Raw genomic sequence first — 15,280 nt, 5'->3', positions numbered from 1 at the left:
CCAGTCTCTTTTACTAGACTATTCTTCCGATGTGAAGTCATCGCCCAGCCACTCCGAGCTCAGCTTGCCAAGCGTTCCGTCAGCCTTCAATTCCTTAATCGCTTCGTCGACGCGATCGGAAAGCTTTTGCTGTTCAGGGTCGTTTTTGCGGAACATGAACAAAATATCCGCTTCGCTAAGCGCCGGGCCAACCGTTTTCAATTCTTGCTTCGAATCGACAAGAGACAAGGTGAAGTCAGCTGCCAGGAAAGCTTCCACCCTTCCGGATGTCACTTGTTGTACGGTATCATTTGCTCCGCCGTTCTGGTAGACGATTTCAAGCGCGTTGTCGTTTTCCTTATTGTAGTTCTCAAGAATCGTTGCTTGCGCGCTAGTTGCCGTCGTCAACACTTTTTTGCCTTTCAGATCGTCGAGTGTCTGAACGGAATTGTTGTCCTTAGCGACAACGATTTTGTTTCTCCAGTGAGCGTACGGCTCTTTGTTGAATAGGTACTTCTCTTCGCGCTCCGGATTTTTCTCCATTTCATGCGCCACGAGATCGATCTTGTTCGTCTCAAGGCTTAACAGCAAATTCGTAAATTCCAGCGTTTGAATATCGAATTCGTATTCGTCCAGACGTTTGTCGATTTCACGAATCAGCTCCACGTCGAAGCCGGTCAGCTTGCCGTTCTCATCGATAAAGCATACTTGAGGGAATTGTGTTCCCGTTCCTACAACGATCTTTGTCACTTTGCCGGCGCTGTCTGCGCTGGCCGGTTCCGCATTGTTATCCTTGCTTCCGCCGCAGCCTGCTAAAGTTAATACGAGCACGGAAGATGCTAAAAGCAATACTGATTTTTTCATTTTCTTTTCCCCCTAATAATGGTTAATTTGTTATCCTTATAATTCCTAGTGGATAAGTAAGGATTAGTGTTGCATTCACTTTATCACCTGGCTCGCCGACTCGTCAATGCTATTGTTAATAGAGATATTCTATATGTCGATTCAACAATTCAATCTTTAGTTTCCGATATGCAGAACGCCCGCAATCCTAGTAGGATCAACGGGCGCACTCTTATTAAGATATAGCGGAGAGGCTAGGCTTGGCCTCGAACAAACTTCTGCCTATATCTAATATTTCAGTAATGATTTCGGCAAACTCGCCGTGCTGTGCAATCAGATTGGTCTGCAGAGATATGCCGTCGGCCTCGGGAACGCTTATTGAATGCAGCTTCCCTTCGCACACTTCCTGCTGCGCGCATAGACCGGGCAGGAAGCCGATTCCCGTCTTGCGGATGACCAGCTTCTTGGCCATCTCCGAATTATCGGTATGAATCCGAATATTAGGCGACTTCTCCAAATGCTCGAAGATCCGATGAATGCGAAGCCAATCCATTGAGCCGCACTCGAAGAAAACAAGCGGCTGCTCGGCGACTTCTTCAATGGTCGGATTATGATTATGAAGAAACGGATGACCTTCGTATGCATAGAGACGGATGGGATCCTCATAGAACTTCGTCGACTGCAGATTCGGATGCGAGATGTTGCGAACGAATCCGATATCGACCTCTCTGCTTAATACCTTGCTTACGATTTCGTCGGTCGTGCCTGTCGTAAATTTGTAATGTGTCTCGGGAAACCGTTCCTTAAGCCGCGGAAGCAGCTCTGGAACGATATAGTTGGACACCGATACGGTGCAACCGATCCGCAGCTCGCTAAGCTCCGATTTCTTCTGATTGAGATGAAGCTTCCCCTTCTGATAGATCATAAGGAGCTGCTGGGCGTAAGGCAGAAATCGTTTCCCGTCCTCAGTCACCTGAGCCTGCTTGCCCTGACGATCGAATAATCGGCAATCAAGCTCCTGCTCCAGCGATTTGATCCGGGCCGTTACCGACGGCTGGGACAAATAAAGCGCCTCGGCCGCTTTGTTGAAGCTCCCGCAGTGTATGACGTACACGAACGCTTCAATATTCTCAATATTCATGCCGAACCTCTCCTTGCCATTACCGTTTTACACGAAGTTAAATCCAACTATTTAACTATGTTTTATTAGATTTAAAGTAACAGACATCTTCTCATCTGTCAATTCCTCAACTCGTTCAATTGCCCTACGGTTTACGAACGGACAATTTCCGACTGCGATCGCCGGTTAATGTGCAATTCTGCGGTACTGCCTCGCCTTGAATCAGCTTCGAATCGATAAACTCGACAACCTCCTGCAGCGAAGCGATCTGGCTTTCAATCTTCCGCTTATGGTTCACGATCATATCGTGAAGCTCTGGAAAATCCATAAGATCGGAACGTGTCGTCAAGCTTAGGAACGGCTTCATCTCATCTAGCGACATGCCCGTTTTTTTCAGGCAAGCAATGAGCTTCAGCGTCTGAATATCATCATCCCGATAGATGCGATGGCTGTTAGGCTTGCGGTCTGCTCGCGGCAAAAGGCTGATTTTCTCATAATAGCGCAGCGTATCCACTGCAATGCCGGTCAAATCCGCCGTTTCCTTAATTGAGTATGTGTCCATTTCGTTCATGGTTCTTTCCCTCCTCATTGCTGTTGTCATTATTGTATAACCTGGAGCTGACTCCAAGTCAATTTGTTTTAGAACGTGCTTGACTTGGAGCCGACTCCAGCTTGTAGACTGAGGGCACAAATACGAGCAGATGCCAAATGCATCATGCAAGGAGGATCATTTGAGTATGACAACTTTTACCGAAGAGCGCGTCGCTCTTATTACTGGCGCAAGCAATGGAATCGGACGCGAGCTTGCTCGCAAGCTGTTATCCGAAGGCTGGCAAGTTATTGCGCTTAACCGTTCCGACTTTAATAAGGAAGATACCCAGTTCATACAGAGCGAACGACAAGGACGGCTCCGCGTATTTAAAGCCGACCTTGCCGATTTCGTTAGCTTAAGAAGCGCACTGAACGCGATTAAAGAACAAGTCGACAAGATTGACCTGCTCTTCAACAATGCCGGCGGCAGCTTGCCTAAGCTTCGCTTATCCAAGCAAGGTCGAGAACTCCATTTCGATCTACAAACCGCTGCGCCATACATCATATGGATGGAACTGAAGCCGCTATTACTGCGCGGTACGATGAAGACTGTGATCAATACGTCATCCCATGCCTTCAAAACGTATACGAACTTCGATTCCGGCCAGCTTGAGCATCCAGCTTCCTTCAAGAAGCTGTTCGGCCCTTATGCAGCAACGAAGCTTGCGCTCTCCCTTTGGACGAAGGAGCTTGCGCCCTCTGTCAGCAAGGAAGGTATCACGATGTTAAGCGTCGACCCGGGAGGCAACAATACGATACGATCAGTCAAGCAATCCGGTATTCCGTTTTACTTGAAGACGGTTATTAAACTGTTTTTCCCGCCGCCGACCGCCGGAGCATCGCTGCTCTATTCGGCAGCCATTCATGCGCGTAACATGCAGCCGGGCGATTTTCTAGTGAAGGGCAAAGCGGCCAAGCTCAAGTTTACAGATCAAGGCAGCAAGGTACTGCAGCTCGTCAGCTCCATCTACGAAGCGGAGTTTGCCGCACGCTAAATAAACGAGAATGAATAAAGGAAGAGGAGGGCGACTCGCCCCCCTCTTCTCACACCAACGTACTATTGCCCCTCTGGGCGCCCTTCCAAATCTTTCACGAACGCGCTGGTCGGCACTTGCTTCTCGTCCTTTAGCGTTCCGAAGATCGCATCCACGAACGGCGTCGATACGCCATACCAATAGTTCTCGTTTTTGAAGTGATGCAGCAGATGCGTCTTCTTCACCCACTTACCCAGCCTCGTTCTAGGCAGCATCGGACGGTGGGCGACGTAATGTTTCCATTCGTACATAAGCAGCATCGTAATGAGTCCCGCAGCGAACGCGGCGGAAGCGTCCGGCAAGCCTGTTATAAGATAGAATACGCCAACGAACACGATGAAGTTCGGCAAGCTGTACCATAGCGGCAGGAACAGCAGCTTCAAGTCGCTTGGATGTGTGTGATGATCGTAATGTAAGCGCTTGAGCAATTTCAGAAACGTAGGGTTACGAGGCGCTTTCAGATGAAAGAAGAACCGATGCGTCATATATTCGCTGAACATAAACCCAACGAGACCCGCCGCGAAGCAGATCAGACTTCGGATGCCGACTCCGAACAACGCCAGATGCGCCCCAACAAGCGCCAGCAGCAGCACAAACATAACCGTAATATCCGTATGAAGGAAAAAATCTTTGTACAACCGTGCTCTCGTCATCGTCCCGCTCACCCGCTATTAACAAATTAGACTGCATTACGATTGCAACACAGCCGCTCCAGACTGTCAATGATGAAAAACGCGAAAGCTTATTTGATTCTAAATGTTACCGCCCCGAAACGGCTAACGAGCAGCAGGGCAATAACCAAGTATAACAGCAGCAGCGTCAGCGCGATAACGGCTAGTGTTGCGATCGGAGGGCTAATGACGAATGCGACCGCACATATAGCAGACAACATCATGTTTACAATAAAGAACAGTGGATTCCTCGCATTCATCTCCGTCGTATACGGCTGCAGTAAATAGTAAACCGTCATATGATGGACCGAAATAAGCAGCGCCATGGCAAGCAGCAATATCCATAAAGCGATCAGCTCGCTTGTATCCGGCAAACTGCCGGTGAACCATGCCGTAATCGTCAGCACTGCGCCAACCGCGACCGACAGCAGCAAATTCATGCCGGACAGTCTGGCGAGACGCAGCACATAATGCTTCCGTACCGCTTGCCGGTAGAAACCGTAGCGCATTAGCGGCATGTCGCAGTTGTAGAATAGAGCGCGGCATAGCTTCTCGCCGACGAAAACGCTAAATGCGAAGTACGGCACGAACCTCGCCAGCTCGGTCAACGTTGCTCCGTCACCGATTAACGCTAGCGCTGAAACGGCAAGCGCGCTCACGCTAACGCTGATCGCAAGCCGATTCCATAGCGGCTTCCTAACGAGACGACGATGACGGCGGAAAAATAGCCGGTTCAAGTAGTCATAACCGTCCGAGTCTGCACGAGGAAGCGCAGCCCCATCGGCGAGGACGGTCTCTTCTTCCGTCAGATCATCGGTCTTCATCGATACCTCTGCCTTCCGTGAATCGGCCATGAATTGACCGAGATTAAGCAGTGGATCATCTCGTCTCGTCGCCGACTCTACCGCCTCCGGGTAGCGTTTATAACGCGCGAGCATCAGAGCAACCGTTAGACCTGATGCAATAACGAGCAAAACAAGCGGTAAGTACAACAGTACCCTGCCATAAGCTGGCGAGACGCCAAGTAAAGGCAGTCCATAGGCTAGCGCACCGCCGGCAACAATGCTTGACCAGACAAGTATAGTGCTTCGAATGATGATTTTGCCCGTATGCTCGAATACGATTAGATGCGTCAACTCGGCAAGCAGCCGCCAGCCCGTAATGACTGCTGCAACGAGCACGCCTTCAATCACCGTTCCTCCTAGCACCGCCATGAAGAACGCAAGCATGATTGCAAAGGATAAGAAGAACATCGTATAACGCATCGTTAACGTGACTTTCATGTATGCCGTTGCCGAGATGCGGAGCAGCTTCACGGCAACATACTTGTCGCGTTTCGGCTCGAACACTCGCGCGTTCCAAATACTTGCCGTCAGGAAGCTAAGCGGCAACAAGATGGCTAGAAACAGCTCTAGCGAATGAAGCTCCGGATTGCGCTCGTTTATCGCCATCGCCGGCATGTACGCCATAAGTCCAAGATATATCCCTTTGTTAAGCACCGCCCATAGCAGCTGTGCAATAAGGACGAGCCAAGCGATAGCCCGCTTCCATTCCAAGCTCCCGTATAGCGATTCCGGTATGGCGCGGCCGACAAGCGGCAACCGGCGCAAGTAATAAACCGTCCGATTGAGGAAAGAGGAGACCGATACGTCTAGCAGCAGCCGATACGCCTTAAGCATGGGTCGGATCGTCCTTTAGCAGCTCAATGACTTCACGTTCGAATTCCGGACTGTGCATCAGCTCGGAAGGCACCGAAGTCAGCTGACCATTGTTCAGCACAACCAATTCGTCGCAGAGATCGGTTGCCAGCTGCAAAATATGGGTCGAGAAAATAAGAATATGTTCACTTTTCATTTCACGCAGCATATTTTTCATTTCTAGCGCTACAATCACGTCGAACGACGTCAGCGGCTCATCTAGGAGAATGACCGGCGGCTTCGCAATAAGAAACAGCAGCATTTGCAGCTTGTTCTTCATGCCGTGCGAGTACCCCTTGATCAGACGATGACGATCCTCTCGGCTCATGCGCATCCGATCGAACCATTCGTCGATCTTAGCATCCTGACGCTTCATGTTTGGATTCGCAGCTAGGAAGAACTGGACGAATTCGTAGCCTGTAAGGAACTCTGGCAATATCGGCATCGAATACACATAACCGACATCCGTCTCCGCCAGCTCCCGCTTCACTCCGTCCTGCTCCAGCCAAGTTTTGCCGCCATCCGTCGCAATTTCCCGGCTCAAGCAATTGAAAAGCGTCGTCTTGCCCGCACCGTTTCGTCCTAGCAGACCGTATATCTTACCTTGCTCGAATGAATATTCCACGCTTTGCAGTATTTGCTTCGCATCGAAAGTCTTGACGATTTGATCCAAAATAAGCCGCACTAATTATCTTCCCCCTATACTGCTTCCAAATGATTACTTATTAGGCATACGGGGTATGTACGCACAGCTTGCGTGCAAAGTTTCGCTAAACTCCATAAAAAGCTTTGCTCACCGTTTCCTATTGCTGGAACGGACTTTGTTATGCGTACATATGGTATACGGTAGGTCATACGCCTACAATCCGAACATGCTTGCGCGCATACGAAAGGCAGGGAATCAAGTGGCTGTATCTTATATGGACTTCACTTCTCCAACCGTACAATTTACTTATGATCTGCGTAATAATAATACGTTTACGAAAGACAATCGCAACTACATCAATACGTTGTCGATTAATCAACTCAATACGCTAGGAAATGTATCGCTTCTGGACATCTTCCTAAGCACGGGCAATGTGGTCGAGCCGCATACTCACCAAAATGCATCCGAGCTCGTTTATTGCATCACCGGTTCAGCCGTCGTATCGCTCATTAATCCGTTCACGAACAAACTGCTTAATTATCCGATTCAACCGGGTCTTGTGGCCAACATCCCTCAGGGCTGGTGGCATTATGAGATCGCGACCGTCGACAATACCCATCTGCTCGCCATCTTCGATGCTCCGATACCGGAATTCATCGGTGCTTCCGATATGCTGCGCCTTACTCCAGCCAGCGTACTCGCCCACACGTATTGCTTAAATGAGCAGCTTGTCGAAGAGGCGCTTGCGCCAATTACGAACACCGTCGTCATCGGCCCTCCCGCCAATTGCGCCAATAATCAAGTACAAGGCGCCGCTGCCGGCAACGTCGCTCATACGAATCAATCGATGCAAAGCCAGTTCGTACCGAGTCAAGGCAAAAAGGTTTATTTGCACCGCGACGAGCAGCCGCCATATCCGCAATATCATCCCGTCATCGGCAACGGCTGGAATTACCGTTAATTCGTTATTTAGGTCAATAAAAGACGGCTATTCTCAAGCATCCTTACGGAAGCTTGATGAATAACCGTCTTTGTTATGCGCTATTACTTCAACGATTCAGCGACTTCAAGCGTGCGCTTGTTCCATTTTTCCGTTTCCGGAATCAGTCGGTTGATGTCTGCGCCGTCGAAGATGATTTCGTTCAAGATATTGTTCCAGTTGTATTCGCCCCAAGCAGGAATCGTTACGCCCGGTTGAATTTTCGCGTTTTCCTTCGCGATCTTCACGGCTTCTTTGTTTTTACCTTGCCACATTGGCGTCTCGTCATAATAAGCCGTCAATTCCGGATCGATAACCGAAGCGTTCGCGCCTTGGTCGATCTTCCACTTTTGCGCTTGTTTCGAGAATTGGAACGCGATCCACAGGAACGCTTCTTCCTTATGCTTCGAGCCTTTGAGCAAGGACATTGGACCATAGATGCTGTATCCAGGCTGGCTGACTTTGCCTTTAGGGAACGGCAGTACGTCCCACTCGAAGTTTGCGTTGTCTTTCAGGTTAGGCAATACCCAGTCGCCGCCGATAGCGAAGCCTGTTTTGCCGTTGATGAATTCTCTCGTCACGTCGCCTGTTTCTGCCGCTTTCGCGTTGGATTGCATCGAGCCGTCTTTCCATACGAAGTCCGACAGCCATCTTACGTCGTTCATAACTTCAGGCGTAGCAAGCAAACTTTGCGTCAAGTCTTCATTCAGGTAATGAATGTTGGCTGCATGGCCGTCAGCAATTGCTTTCGTGCTAAGCACGCGCATTTGGAATTCCGGTTGTGTTGTAAGACCGTATTCGCCAGCCACTGGATCCGTGATTTTTTTGGCGATATCGCGGAAGTCGTCATACGTCCAGTCGTTAGCAGGCATCTCTACGCCATGCTTGGCGAGCAAATCTTTGTTAACCAAGATCCACATTGGTACGTCGACGAAAGGAACGGCAAGGCGCATGCCCTTGTACGTCATCGTATCGTAGAAGCCATCAGGCAGTTGAACCGATTGGAACGTAGGATCTTTCTCGATATAAGGCGTCAAATCTTCAAGCAGTCCTGCTTGGTCGTATGTGATCAGATCGGAATCGATCCAAGTCAAGTCGGCAGGCGTGCCAGCCGCTTCGAGCGATGCAATGATTTCCATAATCGGTTGGCTGTTAACCGGAATTTGTTCGATCGTAATCCATGGATACTCTTTAGTGAACATTTGATACAATTCGGTGTAGGAGTCAGACCATGAGATCAGCTTAAGCGTAACCGGGTCTTTCTTCACCTCTGGCGCAGCAGTCGCTTCATCCGCAGGTGCTTGTGTCTCGGCAGGCGCATTCGTACCTTCGCCCGCATTGCTGCCTTTCGAATTGTTGCCTGAGCAAGCCGTTAATACCATTGAGAACATAAGTACCAGACTTAATGCAAGGGTCAACGCGCGTTTTCTTTTCACTTCGCAAACCTCCTCGTTTTTGTGTGGGAGCCATGAGTCATCAGTTACGAGCCATGTTCGCCCCCAAATGCCTACCCCTCAGATTGCTTACCGTTGTTGCTTAACACCGCTGAAAACGATCCTGGAGCATCACCCCTCTCGGTGAGTCAGATTGGCAGCAAGTTAATGGACTATTCCACGATCCCCGTTCTTTCAATACCGCTTACGAACCAACGCTGCAGGAACATGAAAATAACGATCGGCGGCAAAATGATCATAAATGCGGCAGCCATTTTCGTTCCTTCCGTAATCGGATTGGTGATCGTGAACGTGTTGCCGAGCAGCGCCGGATTCAGCACTTCCTCAAGCATATTGAGTCTGATGGATAGCGGCGTGAAGCCCTTTGCCAAAAACATGGACGGCTCGTAGTACATGTTCCAATACCAGATGAAGGAGAACAGGAACACGACCAAGCAGGCTGATCTCGCCAGCGGCAGCATAATGCCGAAGAACAATCTCGTCGTCGATGCGCCGTCGAGCTTAGCCGCCTCCTCTAGACTTGCCGGCTGCGACTTAAAGAACTGCAGGAAGATGAGAATGAAGAGCGCTCCCTTCAGCCCTTGCCCGAATATGGCGGGGATTAGGAACACGAAGAGCGTGTTCAGAAGCCCCAGCTTGCTGAAAATAACGTATAACGGAATAATGATGACCTGCGGCGGAATCAAAAACGTCAATATGATCAGCGCCATGAAGAGCCACTTGAACGGTAGCGCCAGCCGAGCCAATGCATAACCTGTCATCGCGCAAATAATGACCTGTACAAGCGAGCAGCTAAGCGCAATTATTGAGGTATTCCGCAGCGCCTCCGGATATTGCAAGCCCTTGTAAGCCTTCGTAATGTTCTCCCAGGTCATATCGCGCGGAATCCATTTCACGGTCGGGTCAAGCAGGTCGCTGACCGTCTTGAACATCGTACTGACCATATAAAGAATCGGCTGCAAGTACAGGTAAGCGACGATCGAGAGCAGCATGTAGATGATGAGCTTGGCTAGCAAGCCGTCCGATACGCTTCTGCCGAGAACAAGCATCTTCGTTTTCTGCGCCCTGCGGCTCCAGAAGATGCCGCGTACTCGCCCGTTTAGCTTTTCCAGCTCGGTTTTCATCGCGGTAATCATGAATGCATCCTCCTTGTCTTCATGCTCCGGTTGAACATCCACAGCACGATGGCGATCAGCAGGAAGATGAAGGCGAAATAGATCCAGGCGAGCGCGCTGGCGTAGCCGTAGCCCGTATCGACCTTGAACATGTTCTCCCTGATATGCTCAAGGACCGGATTAAGCGGGAACGTGAACAGGTCAATGATCGTGTAAAGCACATTAAGGCTGATGAAAGGCACGCACGCCGGCAGCGTTATTTTCCAGAAACTGTCCCACGGCGATGCGCCGTCGATGCGGACCGCTTCATAGATCGTAGGAGAGATCGTTTGGAACCCGGCGATGAAGATCAGAATTTGCACGCCTGAATACCATAAAATAAGAATCGCCCGTCCAAGCACTTCCATGACGGTCTCGCCGAACTGCTTGCCGACGTACTCTTCTACAAGCGGCTGCAGGTTGTACTGCTCCAGGAACGGGATGTCGCCCGCGCCCTGCACGAACAGCTCGTTCAGCACCTGCCCGGTTGCGAAGATAACCGGAAGGAAGAACAACGCGCGGTACAGGAAGCGTCCGGGAAACCGCTGATTCAGCATAAGCGAGATCAGAAGAGCGAAGATGACGATAATCGGCACCATCAGCAGCATTTCCTGGAAGTATGTGATCAGCTCAATCGGGAAAATATTATCCTTCAAAAACGCATCGCGATAGTTTTGCATGCCGAGCCATTCGTACCGGAAGCCGCCTACCGCAACTTGCACCTTATTAAAGCTCATGAACAGCGACCAACTGATCGGGATCAGTACGAATATGGCAAAGCCGATAATCCACGGAAGCATGAACAGGAAGCCAGTGCCGTAACGTTTCCAGTGATAGAGGCGCTCTGCGCGTATTTTTGCTTTCGGTTGCACTATGCGCCAGCTCCTTTCTCAACTTCGAACGTCTTGCTGCTATAATCGACGATTACGCGCGTACCATCCTCGTACACGGTGGCGAACCGGTCTTTGGACAACTGCTCATGATCGATGATTCGTTGCGAGTGCAGACTGGAGAGCGAGTCGAATGCCTTATATTCTTTCTCAATGCGATCGGTCCACTTCGAATATTGACTGCTGAACAAGAAACCTGAGTTTGTGTATTTCAGCTTCCTCGACTCATCGTAAGTCAAGTAGAAGGAAGGCACTGCTCCGTACTCAATCGCTTTGAGGAACTCATCCTCCACTTCCCCGCGCAGGTTGCCGTCTCCGAATGAATAAGCGACGTAGCCATGCAGCGCGATCTGATAGAACGGTACCGTCTGGTCGACCAAGAAGTCATAGCTTGATTCATGCGGCAAATTCGCAATAAAGTCCGTGTGGCCGATGACGTAATCATTGCCGCGATAGACGCTGGACTTTCCAAGCGTCTGCCGGGTGTAATCCAGCATGCCGCTATACACGTCCATCGTGTCTTTGCGGGTCATTATGCCGTCGGGATCGTAATCGTGGAACACCATTTCGCCGACCCAGTTGTACAGAATGCCGGAAATGCCGATATCCTTCAGCTTATCGATCGTCTCGTAAGCCATCGTAACCGTGCGCGCCGGTTTGCTTATGAACCAGCCCTCATCGAGAAATACCGTTTCGTCGATGCTGCGAATGCCGTTCTTCTTGCCAGACAAATTGGAATTGTCCGAATCGATCCATACCATGTCGTCCTCGAATAGAACGTCGATGCCCTGCTGCTTCATGTTGGAAACGAACTTCTTCGCCTCCTCCTCGCCGCCGAGCGACTTCTCGATCGGGAAACGATCGTACAAATCGTAATCGCCTTGATTTTGCCAGCCGTAATAAATGACGTTCATGCTTTCGACTCCACGCTTCCGCAAAGCATTAACAATTTCGGTTGCTTGAGGGAATGTCGTTGCAGTCACATATTTGATTTGGTTATACGCTTCCGTATAATTGCCGCCCATGATCTTCAAATATAGCGGCGTATGATCGACGGGCTTCAGTTGCTCTTTTAACTGCTCTGTTTCCGTCAGGTAATCGCGATAGGAGGTCGCCATGCCGACATAATCGGCGTCGTCACCGTTCAGGAAGCGGTACTCCAGCACGCGGTCGGTATCGAGCCGCTGCTTCTGGATAGCCTTGATCGGTGCGGCCAGCCTGCTCATTCGGTACAAGTATTCCTCGCGATAGATTTGGCTTGCGAACACGTTGTACGTCGTGGACTTCAGCCCCGGCGGCAGCGCGGCGATATCGGCAGAGTCACCGCCTTCTCTTAGAACCGCGACGAACGCGTTATCGCCTCGCTTCATGCCGAATACCGGATAGGCGATATTTTCCCGCCATTCGCCGGAACGGCTCCAATTGCCCGTATTCGTCAGCTCGAGACCGTACACCTGATGGATATAACCTCTCGATACGCCCGGCCGTTCGCTTTCGAAGCGGATCAAGCCGCCAGGACCGTCCGGTACGAAGATGTAACCGTCCTCTCCAGCCGCTGCCGCCCCGAAGTAAGGCAGCAGATCGAGGGAGAACATTTTGAAATCGCCTTCCTCCTTGATCCCTTTCGTCGGGATGCGAACCTGCAGCCCTTTGTCGGTAAGCTCGTATTGAAGCGACACTCCGAGCTTCTTGTCAGGGAAGGAATAAGAGACTTGCAATCCTTTATCCGTCCGTACGAGCTCCTTCACCATCTTTGGATCATTGGCGTTCAACATTTCTCTGATCGTCTGATCCTTGCCTTGCGTTCTCACGTAAGTTAGAACGAATGGCGATTTCAGATTCGCGAGCAGCACGCCCTTCACCGTCTCGGCGGCGAGCTCCTCCTCGCTCGGATTGCTGCGCCAGCGGTAGCCGGTGCGATTGTCGACCAACGCAATCTGTGTGTTAGCTGGATCGACATACAGAGTGAACTTCTCATTGCTTAACGCCTCGGCGTAACCATCGGCTCCCGTCTCCGGCTTCCACGGTGTGCCCGTATAGACCTCTGCCGTCTCCGCTTGAAGAGTCTCGATACCCGCAAGTTCCATTGCTTTGGCAGGTGACAGCTCCTCTCCTTGCAGAACGACCGAGAGCACGATGATAACAAGCGCAAGCAAGGCGATGGCTGTCAGCTTTACGCGGAGGGACGTTCGCTTGATGAACTCAACCATAGAAAGTGACCTCCTTGTAAAGCTGATAGAAGAAATCGTATAAGTTGTAAGATAGACCGAAGACAAGGAAGGCGAAAAGCCATATTGTGCCGATCGTGAACACCGTAATCGCAATGTTTTTCAGCGACTCCAGGAAGTCGAAGTTATGAATAACCTGCGTCATGACAATCAGCATGACGCCGATCCAGATGAACATCAGCGAATTAATCGAATCGACGATAACTCTCTCGTCGAGCGTCACGAGATTCGACAGCAGCAGAAGCGGTACCGAGAAGAACAAGTAAGGAGCGAGCGCGTATGTGCTGCCCTGAATAACTTCCCTGAACTTACCTTCCCCGTCCTTCACGCTGCATACGAGATAATTCGCGATAATCCAAGTGATCCATGGTACGACGAACAGCCCGAGACTGCTGACTAGATTAATTTGGGAAGTCTCGATCGGATTGAATAAAAACCCGGTGAAATAAAGCGATAACAGCTTCATTCCAATCGTCGCGGCCAAAATAAGAATGAGAATCCAGGAGGATACTCGAGCCTCCTTCAGCTTATAGAACCCGTGGTACGGATGAAGCAACACATACCATAACAATCGCAAATCACTGATTGGACGATCCCATGATGCCGGCAGCGGGTGACGCTTCAACTGTCTGCGTACCAAGCGCGGCACGTACCGAATGAGCAATAATGCGATGATGATGCCTGCAGCGAGCATGAGGAAGTTATTTTGCAGCCAGTTCAGCCTTACTTGCCAGAACGCTTTGGAATAACCCTTCGTATCGAAAGCCGTCTTCAGGAAAGAGAGCGCCTCTTCGTTGTTGTTCTCGTGCAGATACACTTTGCCGAGTCCTTGGAACGTGCCGTTGTACATGTCATTGCGAGCGTATACTTTATCCCAGTACGGCTTGCTTTGCTCGTACTTCCCGGCAAGATACAGCGTAAGCGCATTCATAACGTCGCCGCCAAACTCGGTAAGCTCGAACTTATGAATCGTTCCGGTCCGGCTGTCCGCTATCCATATATCTTTCTTGGAATCAACGCCAAGCGAGGTTGGAAAGCCTAACACGCCGTACTGCTGCGTCTCGTTGTCAATATAGCCGAACGCGAACAACGCCTCGCCGTTCTGATCGTATATATTGACCCGTCCGGATTCCATGTCGACGTTGTACAGGAAGCCGTCCGAATCGCTTGCCACATCCACGATACCGTGACCGTTCACCAGCGTCTTGTTCTTGAGCGCGTCGACGCCGCCGGCGTTCAGCTTGCGTATGGCGCCTTGGCCGAATCCGCCCGATGTAGCCGTGAATATGAAGCCGTCCTGGTCGAGAGCGACATTCGTAATCGGCCGCGGCAGATTAGCCGTTTCTTTGAGCAGCTGCTCCTTGTTCAGGATGAGCTTCTTCAGCCAGTTCAGCACTGTCTGCTGCGCTTTATTAGCTCCGAAGAAACCCATGAACTCCCCTTCCTGATTCATTCGAAGCAGTCCGTCGTAGGATGAATTCAGGTTGATGTACATGACGCCCCGGCGATCGACAACGATCTTCGTCGGTACGAAGTGACCGGACTCCATGTAGGTGGATTCGGGTTTCTTATAATCACGGAGAAAGTTGCCTTCGTTGTCGAACACGACAATCCGTTGATTGCCAGAGTCTGCGACATAGATTATCCCTTCAGGCGTAACGAACAGGCCTTCAGGCGCGCTAAGCATGCTCTCTCCCTCATCTGCGCCGATCGTTCGCAGTACCGCTCCGTCAGGATCAAGGACGACAACCCGATTCGCCCCTTTGTCCATGACGTATACGTTGTCGTCCGCACCGACATGCAAGTCGACTGGCTCGGCAAACCTCGCGCTGTCCATATCTGCCGGCGTATAGATCGGCTGGATACGGAGGAATGTCGCTTGATTACTGTCGTAGTAGAACGTTCGGTACGGCAACTCCGCGTGGATCGCTTCCGGAACGGCGAGCATGGAGGTCGCCGCTAGAAGCAACAACAATAACAATTTCTTCATCGTT

13 protein-coding genes are annotated in these 15,280 nt (G+C 50.6%); 2 read left to right on the top strand and 11 right to left on the bottom strand.

Going from position 1 to position 15,280, the window contains the following annotated elements:
• Positions 1-18: 18 nt before the first annotated feature.
• The 3 genes from V8F51_RS06365 to V8F51_RS06355 form a co-directional block, all read right to left on the bottom strand.
• On the bottom strand, positions 19-843 hold the full coding sequence (locus V8F51_RS06365; RefSeq protein ID WP_337099274.1) for a transporter substrate-binding domain-containing protein: 825 nt from the start codon (positions 841-843) through the stop codon (positions 19-21).
• A gap of 214 nt (positions 844-1,057) precedes the next feature.
• A complete protein-coding gene (locus tag V8F51_RS06360) occupies positions 1,058-1,963 on the bottom strand; it encodes a LysR family transcriptional regulator (RefSeq protein ID WP_337099273.1) in 906 nt (301 codons plus the stop codon).
• Between the two features lie 124 nt (positions 1,964-2,087).
• The gene (locus tag V8F51_RS06355) at positions 2,088-2,513 is read right to left on the bottom strand and encodes a MerR family transcriptional regulator (protein WP_337099271.1); all 426 of its coding nucleotides are present in this window, start codon (positions 2,511-2,513) and stop codon (positions 2,088-2,090) included.
• A 166-nt stretch (positions 2,514-2,679) separates the two neighbouring features.
• On the opposite strand from V8F51_RS06355, the gene V8F51_RS06350 reads away from it, so the two are divergent.
• Positions 2,680-3,528 carry an SDR family NAD(P)-dependent oxidoreductase gene (locus V8F51_RS06350; RefSeq protein ID WP_337099269.1) on the top strand — a complete coding sequence of 283 codons (849 nt, stop codon included), beginning with the start codon at positions 2,680-2,682 and terminating at the stop codon, positions 3,526-3,528.
• A gap of 62 nt (positions 3,529-3,590) precedes the next feature.
• On the opposite strand, the gene V8F51_RS06345 is transcribed toward V8F51_RS06350, so the two are convergent.
• The 3 genes from V8F51_RS06345 to V8F51_RS06335 all read right to left on the bottom strand — a co-directional run bounded on the left by V8F51_RS06345 (position 3,591) and on the right by V8F51_RS06335 (position 6,620).
• The gene (locus V8F51_RS06345) at positions 3,591-4,220 is read right to left on the bottom strand and encodes a sterol desaturase family protein (RefSeq protein WP_337099268.1); all 630 of its coding nucleotides are present in this window, start codon (positions 4,218-4,220) and stop codon (positions 3,591-3,593) included.
• 89 nt (positions 4,221-4,309) lie between these two features.
• Positions 4,310-5,917: a hypothetical protein gene (locus V8F51_RS06340; protein ID WP_337099267.1), complete on the bottom strand. Its 1,608-nt coding sequence runs from the start codon at positions 5,915-5,917 to the stop codon at positions 4,310-4,312.
• Positions 5,910-6,620, bottom strand: coding sequence for an ABC transporter ATP-binding protein (locus V8F51_RS06335; RefSeq protein WP_337099266.1), 711 nt, complete (start codon positions 6,618-6,620; stop codon positions 5,910-5,912). Before V8F51_RS06335 ends, V8F51_RS06340 begins: the two co-directional genes overlap by 8 nt.
• A gap of 220 nt (positions 6,621-6,840) precedes the next feature.
• Here V8F51_RS06335 and V8F51_RS06330 point away from each other — a divergent pair, with 220 nt between their 5' ends.
• Positions 6,841-7,542: a cupin domain-containing protein gene (locus tag V8F51_RS06330; protein WP_337099378.1), complete on the top strand. Its 702-nt coding sequence runs from the start codon at positions 6,841-6,843 to the stop codon at positions 7,540-7,542.
• A gap of 83 nt (positions 7,543-7,625) precedes the next feature.
• Here V8F51_RS06330 and V8F51_RS06325 read toward each other — a convergent pair whose 3' ends face one another.
• The 5 genes from V8F51_RS06325 to V8F51_RS06305 all read right to left on the bottom strand — a co-directional run bounded on the left by V8F51_RS06325 (position 7,626) and on the right by V8F51_RS06305 (position 15,276).
• Positions 7,626-8,996, bottom strand: a complete 1,371-nt coding sequence (locus tag V8F51_RS06325) for an ABC transporter substrate-binding protein (RefSeq protein ID WP_337099265.1) — start codon at positions 8,994-8,996, stop codon at positions 7,626-7,628.
• 170 nt (positions 8,997-9,166) lie between these two features.
• Positions 9,167-10,150 (bottom strand): carbohydrate ABC transporter permease, encoded by a 984-nt coding sequence (locus V8F51_RS06320; protein ID WP_337099264.1) that lies wholly within the window; start codon positions 10,148-10,150, stop codon positions 9,167-9,169.
• On the bottom strand, positions 10,147-11,040 hold the full coding sequence (locus tag V8F51_RS06315; protein WP_337099263.1) for a carbohydrate ABC transporter permease: 894 nt from the start codon (positions 11,038-11,040) through the stop codon (positions 10,147-10,149). Before V8F51_RS06315 ends, V8F51_RS06320 begins: the two co-directional genes overlap by 4 nt.
• A complete protein-coding gene (locus tag V8F51_RS06310; RefSeq protein WP_337099262.1) occupies positions 11,040-13,268 on the bottom strand; it encodes a DUF5696 domain-containing protein in 2,229 nt (742 codons plus the stop codon). The genes V8F51_RS06315 and V8F51_RS06310 overlap by 1 nt, the downstream gene beginning before the upstream one ends.
• Entirely contained in the window at positions 13,261-15,276 is a 2,016-nt protein-coding gene (locus V8F51_RS06305; protein WP_337099261.1) for a YIP1 family protein, read from the bottom strand. The genes V8F51_RS06310 and V8F51_RS06305 overlap by 8 nt, the downstream gene beginning before the upstream one ends.
• Between the last annotated feature and the right edge of the window lie 4 nt (positions 15,277-15,280).

Origin of the sequence: Paenibacillus sp. YIM B09110 (genome assembly GCF_037167145.1) — a bacterium.
Taxonomy (GTDB): Bacteria; Bacillota; Bacilli; order Paenibacillales; family Paenibacillaceae; genus Pristimantibacillus.
This window is presented reverse-complemented; position numbering and strand designations above follow the sequence as displayed.

What these genes read in the sequence shown, in the direction of transcription:
- V8F51_RS06365 (WP_337099274.1), bottom strand. Translation starts at nt 843, where the DNA reads ATGAAAAAATCAGTATTGCTTTTAGCATCTTCCGTGCTCGTATTAACT.
- V8F51_RS06360 (WP_337099273.1), bottom strand. Translation starts at nt 1,963, where the DNA reads ATGAATATTGAGAATATTGAAGCGTTCGTGTACGTCATACACTGCGGG.
- V8F51_RS06355 (WP_337099271.1), bottom strand. Translation starts at nt 2,513, where the DNA reads ATGAACGAAATGGACACATACTCAATTAAGGAAACGGCGGATTTGACC.
- V8F51_RS06350 (WP_337099269.1), top strand. Translation starts at nt 2,680, where the DNA reads ATGACAACTTTTACCGAAGAGCGCGTCGCTCTTATTACTGGCGCAAGC.
- V8F51_RS06345 (WP_337099268.1), bottom strand. Translation starts at nt 4,220, where the DNA reads ATGACGAGAGCACGGTTGTACAAAGATTTTTTCCTTCATACGGATATT.
- V8F51_RS06340 (WP_337099267.1), bottom strand. Translation starts at nt 5,917, where the DNA reads ATGCTTAAGGCGTATCGGCTGCTGCTAGACGTATCGGTCTCCTCTTTC.
- V8F51_RS06320 (WP_337099264.1), bottom strand. Translation starts at nt 10,150, where the DNA reads ATGATTACCGCGATGAAAACCGAGCTGGAAAAGCTAAACGGGCGAGTA.
- V8F51_RS06310 (WP_337099262.1), bottom strand. Translation starts at nt 13,268, where the DNA reads ATGGTTGAGTTCATCAAGCGAACGTCCCTCCGCGTAAAGCTGACAGCC.
- V8F51_RS06305 (WP_337099261.1), bottom strand. Translation starts at nt 15,276, where the DNA reads ATGAAGAAATTGTTATTGTTGTTGCTTCTAGCGGCGACCTCCATGCTC.